Here is a 13,581-nt window from a genome sequence, read left to right on the forward strand (position 1 = left end):
CAAAGGACCTGCCTGACCTGATGCGCAACAGCGGGCTGAATTTCAGCTTTGCCCTGGCCAAGGGGCGGGGCCGCTACCTGTGCCTGTCCAAGCTCGACATCCTGGTCCAGGAAGGTCATGCCCAGACGTCCCAGGCGCAGCTGCTGGAGGAAGAAGGCTTTCGCATCGACGTGGACGAGCGCAGCCTGAAGCTGTTCAACAGCATGATCGAAAAGCTGGCCGGCAACCGCTGGGACGGTGATCGCGACAGTTGGCCAGAGAGCCTCGAAGACGAGGACTGGGCACGGCTGACCACCGACCACAGCCAGTGCACCGGCCGCCACTGCCCCAACTTCCAGCAGTGCGTGTTCTACAAGGCCCGTGAAGGCATGGGAAAGGTAGACGTGATCGTCACCAACCACGACATGGTGCTGGCCGACCTGGCGCTGGGCGGCGGTGCGGTGCTCCCGGCCCCCCGCGACACCATGTACGTGTTCGACGAAGGGCATCACCTGCCAGACAAGGCCATCGGCCACTTCGCTCATTATTCACGGCTGCGTTCGACGGCCGACTGGCTCGAGCAGACCGCCAAGAACCTGACCAAGCTGCTGGCCCAGCACCCCCTTCCGGGTGACCTGGGCAAGCTGATCGAACAGGTCCCTGAGCTTGCCCGCGAAATCCGCACCCAACAGCAGTTCATGTTCACGCTGTGCGAGCAGGTGGCCGATTTTCGTCCAGGCGAGGACAACGAAGGCCGAGAACGCCCTCGCTATCGTTTTCCAGGTGGCGTGGTGCCCGATGAAATCCGCGAGGTTGGCGTCGAGCTGAAAAAAGGCTTCGCCCGCCTGAACGATGTGTTCACCCGCCTGACCGACCTGCTCAAGGAAGGCATGGGCGGCGAGGTCAGCATTGGCATCGCCAGCCACCAGGCCGAGGAGTGGTACCCGCTGTTCGGTAGCCTGCAGACCCGTGCCCAGGGCAACTGGGAGTTGTGGACGGCGTTCACCGCCGAAGACCCCGAGGACAGCCCGCCCATGGCCCGCTGGCTTACCTTGGCCGAGAGCGGGGCCCTGTTCGATATCGAGGTCAATGCCAGCCCCATTTTGGCGGCCGAGATGCTGCGGCGCAGCTTGTGGAACGTGGCACACGGCGCCTTGGTCACCTCGGCGACCCTGACCGCGCTGGGCAAGTTCGACCGCTTTCGCATGCGCTCGGGATTGCCCCGCGATGCAGTTTCCTGCGTGGTGCCCAGCCCGTTCGTGCACGGTGATGCAGGCCTGCTGCGGGTACCGGACCTCAAGGCTGACCCCCGTGACGCCGCTGGCCACACCGCGGCCATCATCCGCGAGCTGCCGGGCATCGTCGAGGATGCCCGTGGTGCGCTGGTGTTGTTCTCGTCACGCAAGCAGATGCAGGATGTGTTCGATGGCCTGGACCGGGACTGGCGCAAGCTGGTGCTGATCCAGGGCAACCTGTCCAAGCAGGAAACCCTGAACAAGCACAAGGCCCGCGTCGACGACGGCCAGCACAGCGTGCTTTTCGGCCTGGCCAGCTTCGCCGAGGGCGTCGACTTGCCGGGGGCCTATTGCGAGCATGTGGTCATCGCCAAGATCCCGTTCGCCGTGCCTGACGACCCCGTCGAGGCCGCTTTGGCAGAATGGATCGAAGCGCGAGGCGGCAATCCGTTCATGGAAATTGCCGTACCCGATGCCTCGTTGCGCCTGATCCAGGCGTGTGGCCGACTGTTGCGCACCGAGCAGGACCGCGGTGTCATCACCTTGCTGGACCGGCGCCTGGTCACCCAGCGCTACGGCAAGGCTATCCTCAATGCGCTGCCGCCCTTTCGGCGGGAGATTTCCTGACGGCCGGAGCGCTTGCGCCGGCACGTTGTCCAACCTCAGTCGTGGGCCATGAGGGCCCTGAAGGAGAGACTCCGCCCTATGGTTCGCCGTAGCTTGCCCGCTGTCATCGCTTTGCTGTTGAGCCCGCCGTTGCTGGCGGGGCAGCAGACGTTGTTCAGCTTCGTGCGCCCGGCCTCAGTGGTCAATGTCGAAACCGTGGACGCCGGCATGCCCCAGTACAACGCCGAGCAGACCGCTCAGGGCGAGGTGTTGCGACGCGTGGTGTTCAACGCTGCCGAGCGTCCGACCTTGCGCATGAGCCCACAGAGCGGCACTTGGGACTGGTCTTCCGGCCGCTACCTGACCCTGCGTCTGCAGAACGCGATGGCCTGGGCGCTGACCTTGGATGTGACGGTGCAGGGCAATGACGGCCGTACATTGATCAGCCGCATCGACTTGCCGGCAGGGCCTGCGCAAACGGTGATGGTGCCGTTGACGGCGCGTTCGCCCCTGCAGGAAGGGCTGCGTGCGGGCCCGCCCATGCCGTGGAGCTTTAGCGGCCAGCGCGTGCTGCTCGGCAGCAGCACGGGCGCGGTGGACCTTGCACAGGTCGCTGCGGTCAGCCTGAGCATCCCTGCCCCCAAGGCAGCCCAAAGCCTGCTGATCGAACGCATGGGCATCCAGGATGACGACCAGGCATGGCAAGCGGCCTACCACGAACTCATCGATGCCTACGGGCAGTCCACGCGCGGCACGTGGCCTGAGAAAGTGACCAGCGACGAGCAACTCAAGGCGAGCGCCGGGCGCGAACAGCAGCAGATCAAGGGGTGGCTGGCCGAGCGTGAAAAGCAGCCACTGGATACCTATGGCGGCGTGACAGCGGGCACGCCCTTCGAGGCGACCGGGTTCTTTCGCACCGAAAAACGTGAGGGGCGCTGGTACCTGGTCACGCCGCTGGGCCACCCGTTCTACTCCCTGGGCGTCAATGCCGTGGCCGCAGATGGCGGGCGCACCTATGTGGCGGGTCGCGAGGCCATGTTCAAGGCGCTGCCGCAACAAGGCGAGCCCTTGTCCGCCTTCTATGGCGAGGGCAACAACGATGATGGCAATGCCTCGTCCCAGGGGCGCGCCTTCAAGAAGGGGCGCTGGTTCGACTTCTACGCCGCCAATCTCGAACGCACCCACGCAGCCCCTTGCCAGGTGGCCGACCCGCAGGCGTCAGCGCAGCCGGTCAATTGCCCGCCCGCCAAGTTGGACAGCGCCCGCTGGCAGCGCCATACGCTCGACCGGCTGCAGGCCTGGGGCTTCAATACACTGGGCAACTGGAGCGATGCGGCCCTGGTCGAGCAGCAGCGCGTGCCCTATACCTTGCCGCTGTCCATCGTGGGCGATTACGCGAGCATCAGCACCGGCATGGATTGGTGGGGCCGGATGCCCGATCCCTTCGACCCACGCTTTGCCATGGCCACCGAGCGGGCCGTGGCCATCGCCGCCCGCGATCACCGCGATGACCCTTGGCTCATCGGTTACTTTGCCGACAACGAGCTGGCCTGGGCGGCCCCGGGCGATGACCCGAAGGCGCGCTATGGGCTGGCCTACGGCACCTTGCGCCTGACCACCGACGTACCGGCCAAGCGCGCTTTCCTCAAGCAGTTGCGTGACAAGTACCGAAACCAGGAGGGCTTGTCCAAGGCCTGGGGCATCGAACTGGCGGCCTGGGAGCTGATGGAAGACCCTGGTTTCGAGGCGCCACTGCCCAGCGCGGAACACCCGGAAATCGAGCGTGACTACCAGTATTTCCAGCAGGTGTTCGCCCAGACCTATTTCAAGACCCTCTCCGACTCGCTCAAGTGGCATGCCCCCAACCACCTCTTGCTGGGCGGTCGGTTTGCCGTGAGTACACCCGAAGCGGTCAAGGCCTGCGCCGAGTTCTGCGATGTGCTCAGCTTCAACTTCTATACCCTCAAGCCTCAGGATGGCTATGACTTCGCGCGCCTGGCAGAGCTGGACAAGCCGGTGCTGGTGTCCGAGTTCCAGTTCGGCTCGCGCGATCGCGGGCCTTTCTGGCCGGGGCCGGTGGAGGTCGCGCGCGAGGAAGACCGCGGGCCTGCCTATGGCAATTTCCTCAAGGCGGCGCTCGCCCAGCCCATGATCGTTGGCGCCCATTGGTTCCAGTACCTCGATCAGCCTGCCAGCGGCCGTTTGCTGGACGCAGAGAACGGGCACCTGGGGTTGGTTGCCATCACCGACGTGGCTTACCCAGGCTTCGTCCAGGCCGTGCGCAAGAGCAATCTGGAGGCATTGGACCAGTTGCGCACTCACAGCCAAGCACCCGCGTCGCCGTGACGTGCGATGCGCGCCTGTAGGCAAAAGGCCGAACTACTGAAACAATGCAGGCCCTTTTGCCAACATGCCGCATGGAGAATACAGGGTGCAGATTCAGGGTCATTTCGAGCTGAAATTCGAAGCAGTGCGCGAGGCCTTCGCGGCGCTGTTCGATGATCCCCAGGAACGCGGGGCTGCGCTGTGCATCCAGGTGGGTGGTGAAACGGTAGTGGACCTGTGGGCGGGCACCGCCGACAAGGATGGCCAGCAGCCATGGCACAGCGATACCATCGCCAATCTGTTTTCCTGCACCAAGCCCTTTGCCGCCGTCACCGCCTTGCAGTTGGTGGGCGAGGGCAAACTTGAACTCGATGCCCCGGTAGCGCGTTACTGGCCTGAGTTCGGTCGGGCGGGCAAAGAGGCCATCACGCTGAGGCAACTGCTTAGCCACCGTGCCGGGCTGCCTGCGATTCGCGAATTGCTGCCGGCCGAGGCCCTCTACGACTGGCAGGCAATGGTCGATGCCCTGGCCGCGCAAACGCCGTGGTGGACACCGGGCAGCGAGCACGGCTACGCCGCCATCACCTTTGGCTGGCTGATCGGCGAGTTGATTCGTCGCGCCGATGGGCGCGGTCCAGGCGACTCGATCGTGGCGCGTACGGCGCGGCCGCTTGGGCTGGACTTCCATGTCGGGCTGGCCGACGAGGAGTTTTATCGGGTAGCCCATATCGCGCGTGGCAAAGGCAACCCCGGTGACGCCGCTGCCCAGCGCTTGCTGCAGGTCACGCTGCGCGAGCCCGAGGCATTGTCCACAAGGGCGTTTACCAACCCGCCCGCCATTCTGACCAGTACCAATAAACCGGAATGGCGGCGCATGCAACAACCTGCTGCCAATGGCCATGGCAATGCCCGGAGCCTGGCTGGGTTCTATGCAGGCCTGCTCGATGGCAGCCTGCTGGAGTCGGACCTGCTGGAGGCGTTCACCCGCCAACACAGCCTGGGCCAGGACCGGACCTTGCTGACCCAGACGCGCTTCGGCCTAGGGTGCATGCTCGACCAGCCCGATGTGGCCAATGCCACCTTCGGCCTGGGCGCTCGCGCATTCGGTCACCCCGGTGCCGGGGGCTCGGTCGGATTTGCCGATCCGGAGCGAGATGTGGCTTTTGGCTTTGTCGTCAATACCTTGGGGCCCTATGTGCTGATGGACCCTCGTGCCCAGAAACTGGTGCGCGTGCTTGGGCAATGCCTTTGATCGGTTAGTGCGGGTATTGCCCAGCCTCTTTGACTATCCTCAATGCCGACGCCTCAAGAGTGTGGGCAAAATTCCTTTCTAATTCATGGTGTATCGCTGATGTCTTCACATAAAACCTTAGCACTCGCCCTGTGCCTGACCGCTGTCACCGGCTGCGCCAGCCATCCCGAGGGTTCTGCCAAGAGCGCCAGTTCAAGCTGGTGGCCATTCGGCTCGGACAAGGTCGCCGAACAGGAAGTGAAGGCAGCAGTCACGGAAAAGGTCGCCAAGGCCGACGCCAAATCCGAAAGCACCAGCCGCTGGTGGTGGCCATTTGGCGGTGAGCAGAAGCAGGCCCAAGGGCCGGTGGTGCCGAAGATCGACCAGCAGGCCACCCAGGCCTGGTTGGACGAGTACGAGCCCAAGCTGCGCGAGGCCATCAAGGACAGCAAGCTGGAGCTCGAGCGGCGCGACAACGTGCTGGCAGTCACCTTGCCAGTGGACGGTGCGTACAACCCTGACCGTCCGAACATGTTGTTGCCCGTCACCCTGGGCCCTATCACCCGCGTGGCCAAGACGGTAGAAGGCGACCCCAAGACGGCCGTACTGGTCCTGGGCCACGCCGACACCAGCGGCGTGGTGGCTGCCAACCAGAAGCTGAGCCTTGAGCGTGCTGCCTCGGTGTCGGCCATTTTCCGCCTGAGCGGGTTGCAACGTGACCGCCTGATCCTCAAGGGCATGGGCTCGGTGATGCCTCGCGCCGCCAATGACAGTGCCGAAGGCCGTGCGCTGAACCGCCGCGTGGAAATGCTGCTGACCCCACAGAACACCATGGTCGCGCTGCTGAGCAAGTATCAACAGGCCACACCAACGCCGTCGCCAGCCACCATGGTGGCCGTGCAGGATGCCAAGGCGCCTGTGTCCAAGGCTCCAGCCGCCAAAGCCCAGCCAAGCAAGGCTGCAGCCAAGCCAGCCGTCAAAACCGCTGCCAAGAAACCTGCCGCCAAAGCCAAGACCCCGGCCAAGACGGCGACCAAGAAAGCGGCGACCGCCAAGCCTGTCGCCAAGAAAGCTGCCACTGACAAGAAGGTAGCCTCCAACAGCTCTGCGAAGACCAACTGATCGTCAAGGAACGCAGTAATGACCCAATCCCTGGCCGATATGCGCCGCGATTACACCCGGGACGGCCTGGCCGAAGCTCAGGCTCCGGCCGAGCCGTTCGCTTTGTTTCACCAATGGTTCGGCCATGCCGTGAAAACAGAGCAGGCGCCGGTGGAAGCCAACGCCATGACCCTGGCCACGGTCGATGCCGATGGGCGACCACACTGCCGTGTGCTGTTGCTCAAGGGGCTGGATGAGCAGGGCTTCACGTTCTTCACCAACTATGACAGCGCCAAGGGTAGGCAACTGCAGGTTAACCCGTTCGCCGCCATGACCTTTTTCTGGCCGGCGCTCGAGCGGCAAGTGCGTATCGAGGGCCGTGTCGAGAAGGTCTCGGCCAAGGAGTCCGACGATTACTACCAGGTCAGGCCGTTGGGCAGCCGCCTGGGCGCCTGGGCATCGCCCCAGAGCCAGGTGATCGCTGGGCGCGAGGCGCTCGAAGCCCTGGTCAAGGCGACCGAGGCGCGTTTCTCCGACACGCAGCCTCACTGCCCCGAGCATTGGGGTGGCTACCGCCTGCTGCCAGAGCGCATCGAGTTCTGGCAAGGACGCGCCAGTCGCCTGCATGACCGCCTGAATTACCGCAAGGCGGCCCAAGGCTGGCACCGCGAGCGCCTGGCGCCTTGATAGGCGGGGCTACCAGATAGCCCCATTCGCCCTGGCGCTCAGCGCGAATACGCCGCCGCCTCCTGCGCAAGCCACTGAACCCGTGCCTTGCGCCCCATCTTCGACTGACGCGCATGCTGCAACCGCTGCAGCATGTACGCCTGCATGTGCGGGTCGCCACCTGCCAGTGACAGCGCCAGGTCGCGGTCCATCCACTGCCGCATGAGCATGTAGAGCCAGGCGTGAAACCCCAACCCTGCGAGGGTGGCGACCACGACGATGAAGTAATCCATGGTTATCCTTGGTCTGATCGGTAAGCGCCCTGCCTGATCGCGTTGGCTGTACGCTGGCTGAATGAAAGCAATTTTATGCAGTGAGTACCGTGACAGCCGTCAATGTGCAGCGTCTAATGAATACCTGACTTATGGAGATTCTACCCATGCGTAAATCCGCTTTGCTGGTTGCGACCTTCACAGCCACCACGTTGCTACTCGGTGGCTGTGCCTCAAACTTGAGCGGCGACAGCTATTCGCGCGATGAGGCCCGCCGTGTGCAAACCGTGCGCATGGGCACCATCGAATCGCTGCGCCCTGTGAAGATCGAAGGCACCAAGACGCCGATTGGCGGAGGCGCCGGTGCCGTGGTAGGTGGCTTGGCGGGCAGCGCCGTTGGCGGCGGGCGTGGCAGCATCGTCGCTGCCGTGATTGGTGCCGTTGCCGGTGGCTTGGCCGGTTCGGCCGCCGAAGAGGGTATTACCCGTACCCAGGGTGTGGAGATCACGGTGCGCGAAGACGATGGCAGCATGCGTGCCTATGTGCAGTCCGTGCAGGAAAACGAGATTTTCCGGGTGGGCGACCGCGTGCGCATCATGACGGTCGATGGTACCAGCCGCGTCTCGCACTGATCGCAGCCCTGAAAAAACCCGATCAGGCTTCTGGCCTGGTCGGGTTTTTTTTGTACCGGCAATTCAGGGCTTGTTACTGGGCTAGCATGGCCTTGGCCACCGCTTCGGCAACCCGAATTCCATCAACCCCTGCAGACAGAATGCCGCCTGCATAGCCAGCCCCTTCGCCGGCAGGGAACAGGCCCTTCACGTTCAGGCTCTGGAAGTCTTCACCCCGCGTGATGCGCAGCGGCGAGGACGTGCGTGTCTCGATCCCGGTCAACACCGCGTCATGCAGGTTGTAGCCCTTGATCTGCCGATCGAAGGCGGGCAGGGCCTCGCGTATCGCCTCGATGGCGAAGGCCGGCAGGCTTGGCGCCAGGTCCCCCAGGGTCACGCCAGGCTTGTAGGACGGCTCGACAGTGCCCAGCGCGGTCGAAGGCTTGCCAGCCACGAAATCGCCCACCAGCTGAGCCGGCGCCTGGTAGTTGCTCCCGCCCATGACGTAGGCGTGCGCTTCCAGGCGTTCCTGCAACTCGATGCCCGCCAGCGGGCCACCGGGATAGTCCCGTTCCGGGTCGATGCCGACGACGATGCCGGAGTTGGCGTTGCGTTCGTTGCGTGAGTACTGGCTCATGCCATTGGTGACGACGCGGCCCGGTTCACTGGTGGCGGCCACTACCGTTCCGCCAGGGCACATGCAGAAGCTGTAGACCGACCGCCCGTTCTTGGCGTGGTACACCAGCTTGTAGTCCGCCGCACCCAGTTTGGGGTGGCCTGCATATTTGCCCAGGCGCGCCTTGTCGATGAGCGATTGCGGATGCTCGATGCGGAAACCGACGGAAAACGGTTTGGCTTCCATGTACACACCCTGCGCGTGCAGCATGCGGAAGGTGTCCCGGGCACTATGGCCCAATGCCAGAACCACATGCCGTGAAAGCAGTTGCTCGCCACTTTCAAGCACTACGCCTTGAACCTGGCCTTCTTCGATCAGCAGGTCGGTGACCTTTTGTTCGAAACGAACCTCGGCCCCCAGGGCGATCATTTCCTGGCGCATCTGCTCAACCATGCCGGTGAGGCGGAAGGTGCCGATGTGCGGCTTGTTGATGTACAAGATCTCGTCAGGCGCACCGGCCTTGACGAACTCTTCCAACACCTTGCGGCCATGATGCTGCGGGTCCTTGATCTGGCTGTACAGCTTGCCGTCTGAGAATGTCCCAGCGCCGCCTTCGCCGAACTGCACGTTGGACTCGGGGTTGAGCACACTTTTGCGCCACAGGCCCCAGGTGTCCTTGGTACGCTGGCGCACTTCCTTGCCGCGCTCGAGGATGATCGGCTTGAAGCCCATCTGCGCCAGCAGCAAGCCGGCGAAAATCCCGCACGGGCCCAGACCCACCACGATTGGTCGTGCGTCCAGGCCTTCAGGGGCTTGGGCGACGTACTTGTAGGTAACGTCCGGCGCGGGCACGACATTATGGTCGTCGGCAAACTTGCGCAGCAGCTCTTCTTCGTTGCTGGCATGCAGGTCGATGGTGTAGATGAACAGCAGTTCGGTGTTCTTCTTGCGCGCATCGTAGCTGCGCTTGAACAGGTTGAAGCTGATCAGCTGCTCGTCGCGGATGCCCAGGCGCTGGACGATGGCCTCGCGCAGTGCTTCATCGGGATGGTCCAGGGGCAGCTTGAGTTCGGTGATTCGTAGCATGGCAGGGTCCAGTATCCCGGCCATGGGCGGCCGGCGGCTTAACACAAACCGCCAAGTATAAAGCTTTAGCCGCCTCGACTGGCAGGATTAAGCCGCCCGGTCATCAGTCATCGCGCGCGCCACCGTAATAACCGCAACCTTGAAGGGTCGTGCCATCGATGCGCAGTTCTGCGCGCAAGTGGTTGAACGCGCCCGTGGTCGGGTCCATGCAGCGCTGTGGCGCCAGCCAGAGTTCGACGCGCTGCCCGTTGGCTTCGCTGGTCAGGGTCAAGCCGCCACCGGGCACCTGCTCCTCCAGAAAGGGCAGGGCAAGCGGGGGCTGATCAGCACGGTTGAGCACCATGCCCCGGCTGTTGGCCTTGACGTCCCAATCGGGCTTGTGGCCACCGGCGCGCAGGGTAAGCTGCTTGAAATTGGGGTCGATGCACCCGTTGCTGGCGTGCTCCAGGCGGTACAGGCGGCGCAGGTCCAGCTGTCCATCGGTGCTGGCCTGCTTGCTGCCTGTAAGTCGGCCACGCACGTCGGCGAACAGGGTGTCGTTGGCCCCGGTTGCAAGGTTCGCCGCTTCCTGCAGGATGCCCGTGGCGGCGGCATCGTTGATGACGAAGCTGCGGGGTTCGTTGCAGGGCTTGAACAGCAACTGCCCACCGGCAGCGTGAACCTGGCCTTGCATGCGAGTGCTGCCGATATCAGGGTCGACGGGTTTTTCGGCCAGCAGCTGGCAGCCCGCGAACAGGGGCAACAAGGCGGTCAGTAGCAGGGAAGGGGTCAGGCGCATGACGGGCTCCGGTGTTCGAGAGGCCGTCACGTTACTGAGGCGGGCAGGGGCAATACAAGCCCGGCGAAGAGAAATAGACGGCTGTCACCTGCATGCAGCCTGCCCTGTTTGATCGTGAAGCGGGGTGCAAGCGTAGCGTCTTCAAGACAACGGGGCCCCTGCAGGCCCCGCTGGCATCAACCGCCCAGGTAGGCGTCACGCACTTTTGGATCGGTCAGCAGCCCCTCACCCGTACCCTGCATCACCACATGGCCATTCTCCAGCACATAGGCCCGGTCGGCGATCTTCAGCGCCTGGTTGGCATTCTGCTCTACCAGGAACACCGTCACGCCATCACGGCGCAGTTGTTCGATGATGTCGAAGATCTGCTGGATGATGATCGGTGCCAGGCCCAGGGAGGGCTCGTCGAGCAGCAGCAACTTGGGTTTGCTCATCAGGGCACGCCCGATGGCCAGCATCTGCTGCTCGCCCCCGGACATGGTGCCGCCACGCTGGGCATACCGCTCCTTCAGGCGCGGGAACAGCTGCAGCACTTTGTCCAACTGCGCCTGATAGTCACCCTTGTCGGTGAAGAACCCGCCCATGGCCAGGTTCTCCTCGACGGTCAGCCGGGCGAACACCCGGCGGCCTTCCGGCACCACGGCAATGCTCTTGCGCATGATGTGCGACGAAGGCTGACCGACCAGTTCCTCGCCCAGGTACTTGATGCTGCCGCTGTGGGCTTGGGGTGAACCGCACAGGGTCATGAGCAAGGTGGATTTGCCGGCGCCGTTGGCGCCGATCAGGGTGACGATTTCTCCCTGGTTGATCTCCACGTTGACGCTGTGCAGCGCCTGGATCTTGCCGTAGAAAGTGGAAACGTTCTCGAACTTCAGCATTTACGCTTCCCCCAGGTAGGCTTTGATCACTTCAGGATTGTCGCGAATTTCCTGGGGCGTACCGTGGGCCAGGGGTGTGCCCTGGTTGATTACCACGATGTGATCGGAAATGCTCATCACCAGCTTCATGTCATGCTCGATCAGCAGCACGGTCACGTTGTGCGATTCACGCAGATAGGCAATCAATGCCTTCAGGTCCTCGGTCTCTTTCGGGTTCAACCCCGCAGCCGGCTCGTCGAGCATGATGATCCGCGGGCGGGTCATCATGCAGCGAGCGATTTCCAGGCGACGTTGTTGGCCGTAGGCGAGGGTGCCGGCAGTGCGGTTGGCGAACTCGGTCAGGTTGACCTTGTCCAGCCAGTACTGCGCCCGCTCCATGGCTTCCTTTTCACTGCGGCGGAACCCTGGGGTCTTGAACAGTCCCGCGAAGAAGTTGGTGTTCAAGTGCCGGTGCTGGGCGATCAGCAGGTTCTCGAGCGCTGTCATTTCCTTGAACAGGCGCACGTTCTGGAAGGTGCGTACCACCCCTTTGCGCGCGATCTGATGGCCGGCCAGCCCTTGGATGGGTTCGCCATCGAGCAGGATGGTGCCGCCGCTGGGCCGGTAGAAACCGGTCAGGCAGTTGAACACCGTGGTCTTGCCGGCGCCGTTCGGACCGATCAGCGCCACCACTTGTTTTTCCTTGACGGTCAGGCCCACGCCGTTGACCGCCAACAAGCCGCCGAAGCGCATGCTAAGGCCGCTGACTTGCAGAATTTCGCGGCTCATCGACGCAGCTCCATGTGGGGACGTTGCATTGGCAGCAGACCTTGCGGACGCCAGATCATCATCAGCACCATCAGCGCACCGAACATGAGCATCCGGTATTCACTGAATTCGCGCATCAGCTCAGGCAGCAGGATCATGACAATGGCAGCGAGGATCACGCCCAACTGAGAGCCCATGCCGCCGAGCACCACGATGGCCAGGATGATGGCCGACTCGATGAACGTGAACGATTCCGGCGTGACCAACCCTTGGCGAGCGGCAAAGAAGCTGCCGGCAAACCCTGCGAAGCAGGCACCCAGGGTGAAGGCCGAGAGCTTGATCACGGTCGGGTTCAGGCCCAGGGCGCGGCAGGCGATCTCGTCTTCACGCAACGCTTCCCAGGCACGGCCGATGGGCATGCGCAACAGGCGGTTGATCACGAACAGCGCAAGCAGTGCCAGCAACAGTGCAACCAGGTACAGGAAGATGACCTTGTTGATCGAGTTGTAAGACAGGCCGAAATACTCGTGGAAGGTCTGCATGCCTTCGGCGGCGCGGCGTTCGAAGGTAAGGCCGAAGAATTCGGGCTTGGGAATGTTGCTGATGCCGTTAGGGCCACCGGTCCAGTCGGTGAGGTTACGCAGGAACAGGCGAATGATCTCGCCGAAGCCCAGCGTCACGATCGCCAGGTAGTCGCCGCGCAGGCGCAACACCGGGAAACCGAGCAGGAAGCCGAAGGTGGCGGCCATCAGGCCGGCAATCGGCAGGCAGACCCAGAAACTCCACCCCAGGTAGTGCGACAGCATGGCGTAGCTGTAAGCGCCCACGGCGTAGAAGCCCACATAACCCAGGTCCAGCAACCCGGCCAGGCCGACCACGATGTTCAGGCCAAGGCCGAGCAACACATAGATCAGGATCAGGGTGGCGATGTCGACAGCGCCGCGCGAGCCGAAGAACGGCCAGATCAGGGCTACCACGACCAGCCCCAGAATCACCCAGCGCTGGGTTTTGGGAAGGGTCAGGTAGTTGCTCAGCGCAGGTGGAATCAGCTTGCGGTCCGAGCGTCGGCCCATCACCGAGCTCCACTGCCGGTCGAACAGCACGCGCAGGAACATCAGCACCGAGCATACGGCGATGATGCTGATGGTGAACGAGCCCTGGCTATGCACCACCAGGCTGATGCCGTCGATGCTCAGTTTCAGGCCCAGCACCGGGAAGGCCACGGCCCAGACCAGCAAGGCGCTGAAAAACGCCGGTTTGAGATTCTTGTTCATACTTTTTCAACCTCCGGGCGGCCCAGAATGCCGGTCGGCCGGAACAACAGGACGAGAACCAACAAGCCGAATGCCACGACGTCCTTGTACTGATCACCGAAGATGTCGGCGCCGAACGCTTCGGCCACACCCAGCACCAGCCCACCGAGCATGGCGCCCGGAATGCTGCCGATACC

At 63.3% G+C, this 13,581-nt stretch carries 11 protein-coding genes and 2 pseudogenes (1 of these 13 cut by a window edge); 6 read left to right on the plus strand and 7 right to left on the minus strand.

Features of this window, described 5'->3' with window-relative positions; all coding sequences use genetic code 11:
* The 5 genes and pseudogenes from dinG to pdxH all read left to right on the plus strand — a co-directional run.
* Nucleotides 1-1,841 (plus strand): annotated as a pseudogene (gene dinG, locus B2S33_RS10705) (ATP-dependent DNA helicase DinG); it begins 315 nt to the left of the window's first position.
* Nucleotides 1,842-1,919: 78 nt separating this feature from the next.
* Complete coding sequence (locus B2S33_RS10710) at nucleotides 1,920-4,166, plus strand: beta-galactosidase (protein WP_288650244.1); 2,247 nt, start codon at nucleotides 1,920-1,922, stop codon at nucleotides 4,164-4,166.
* Between the two features lie 85 nt (nucleotides 4,167-4,251).
* Nucleotides 4,252-5,397: an EstA family serine hydrolase gene (locus B2S33_RS10715; RefSeq protein ID WP_028687599.1), complete on the plus strand. Its 1,146-nt coding sequence runs from the start codon at nucleotides 4,252-4,254 to the stop codon at nucleotides 5,395-5,397.
* Nucleotides 5,398-5,496: 99 nt separating this feature from the next.
* Nucleotides 5,497-6,498 (plus strand): OmpA family protein, encoded by a 1,002-nt coding sequence (locus B2S33_RS10720; RefSeq protein WP_288650245.1) that lies wholly within the window; start codon nucleotides 5,497-5,499, stop codon nucleotides 6,496-6,498.
* Nucleotides 6,499-6,516: 18 nt separating this feature from the next.
* Entirely contained in the window at nucleotides 6,517-7,164 is a 648-nt protein-coding gene (gene pdxH, locus B2S33_RS10725) for a pyridoxamine 5'-phosphate oxidase (protein WP_288650247.1), read from the plus strand.
* A gap of 38 nt (nucleotides 7,165-7,202) precedes the next feature.
* Here pdxH and B2S33_RS10730 read toward each other — a convergent pair whose 3' ends face one another.
* Nucleotides 7,203-7,436 (minus strand): hypothetical protein, encoded by a 234-nt coding sequence (locus B2S33_RS10730; RefSeq protein WP_288650249.1) that lies wholly within the window; start codon nucleotides 7,434-7,436, stop codon nucleotides 7,203-7,205.
* Nucleotides 7,437-7,582: 146 nt separating this feature from the next.
* Here B2S33_RS10730 and B2S33_RS10735 point away from each other — a divergent pair, with 146 nt between their 5' ends.
* Nucleotides 7,583-8,047: a glycine zipper 2TM domain-containing protein gene (locus tag B2S33_RS10735; RefSeq protein ID WP_027915318.1), complete on the plus strand. Its 465-nt coding sequence runs from the start codon at nucleotides 7,583-7,585 to the stop codon at nucleotides 8,045-8,047.
* 73 nt (nucleotides 8,048-8,120) lie between these two features.
* Here B2S33_RS10735 and B2S33_RS10740 read toward each other — a convergent pair whose 3' ends face one another.
* The 6 genes and pseudogenes from B2S33_RS10740 to B2S33_RS10765 all read right to left on the minus strand — a co-directional run.
* Complete coding sequence (locus B2S33_RS10740) at nucleotides 8,121-9,728, minus strand: NAD(P)/FAD-dependent oxidoreductase (protein ID WP_145280875.1); 1,608 nt, start codon at nucleotides 9,726-9,728, stop codon at nucleotides 8,121-8,123.
* 103 nt (nucleotides 9,729-9,831) lie between these two features.
* Entirely contained in the window at nucleotides 9,832-10,506 is a 675-nt protein-coding gene (locus B2S33_RS10745) for a COG3650 family protein (protein WP_288501129.1), read from the minus strand.
* 176 nt (nucleotides 10,507-10,682) lie between these two features.
* A complete protein-coding gene (locus B2S33_RS10750) occupies nucleotides 10,683-11,384 on the minus strand; it encodes an ABC transporter ATP-binding protein (protein WP_023535231.1) in 702 nt (233 codons plus the stop codon).
* The gene (gene livG / locus B2S33_RS10755; RefSeq protein ID WP_023535212.1) at nucleotides 11,385-12,152 is read right to left on the minus strand and encodes a high-affinity branched-chain amino acid ABC transporter ATP-binding protein LivG; all 768 of its coding nucleotides are present in this window, start codon (nucleotides 12,150-12,152) and stop codon (nucleotides 11,385-11,387) included. It lies immediately after the preceding gene.
* Nucleotides 12,149-13,405, minus strand: coding sequence for a high-affinity branched-chain amino acid ABC transporter permease LivM (locus B2S33_RS10760; protein ID WP_288650252.1), 1,257 nt, complete (start codon nucleotides 13,403-13,405; stop codon nucleotides 12,149-12,151). Before B2S33_RS10760 ends, livG begins: the two co-directional genes overlap by 4 nt.
* Nucleotides 13,402-13,581 (minus strand): annotated as a pseudogene (locus B2S33_RS10765) (branched-chain amino acid ABC transporter permease LivH); the annotation flags it as partial. The pseudogene B2S33_RS10765 and the gene B2S33_RS10760, both read right to left, overlap by 4 nt.

Source organism: Pseudomonas sp. UBA5568 (assembly GCF_002425525.1).
Classification (GTDB): domain Bacteria; phylum Pseudomonadota; class Gammaproteobacteria; order Pseudomonadales; family Pseudomonadaceae; genus Aquipseudomonas; species Aquipseudomonas fulva.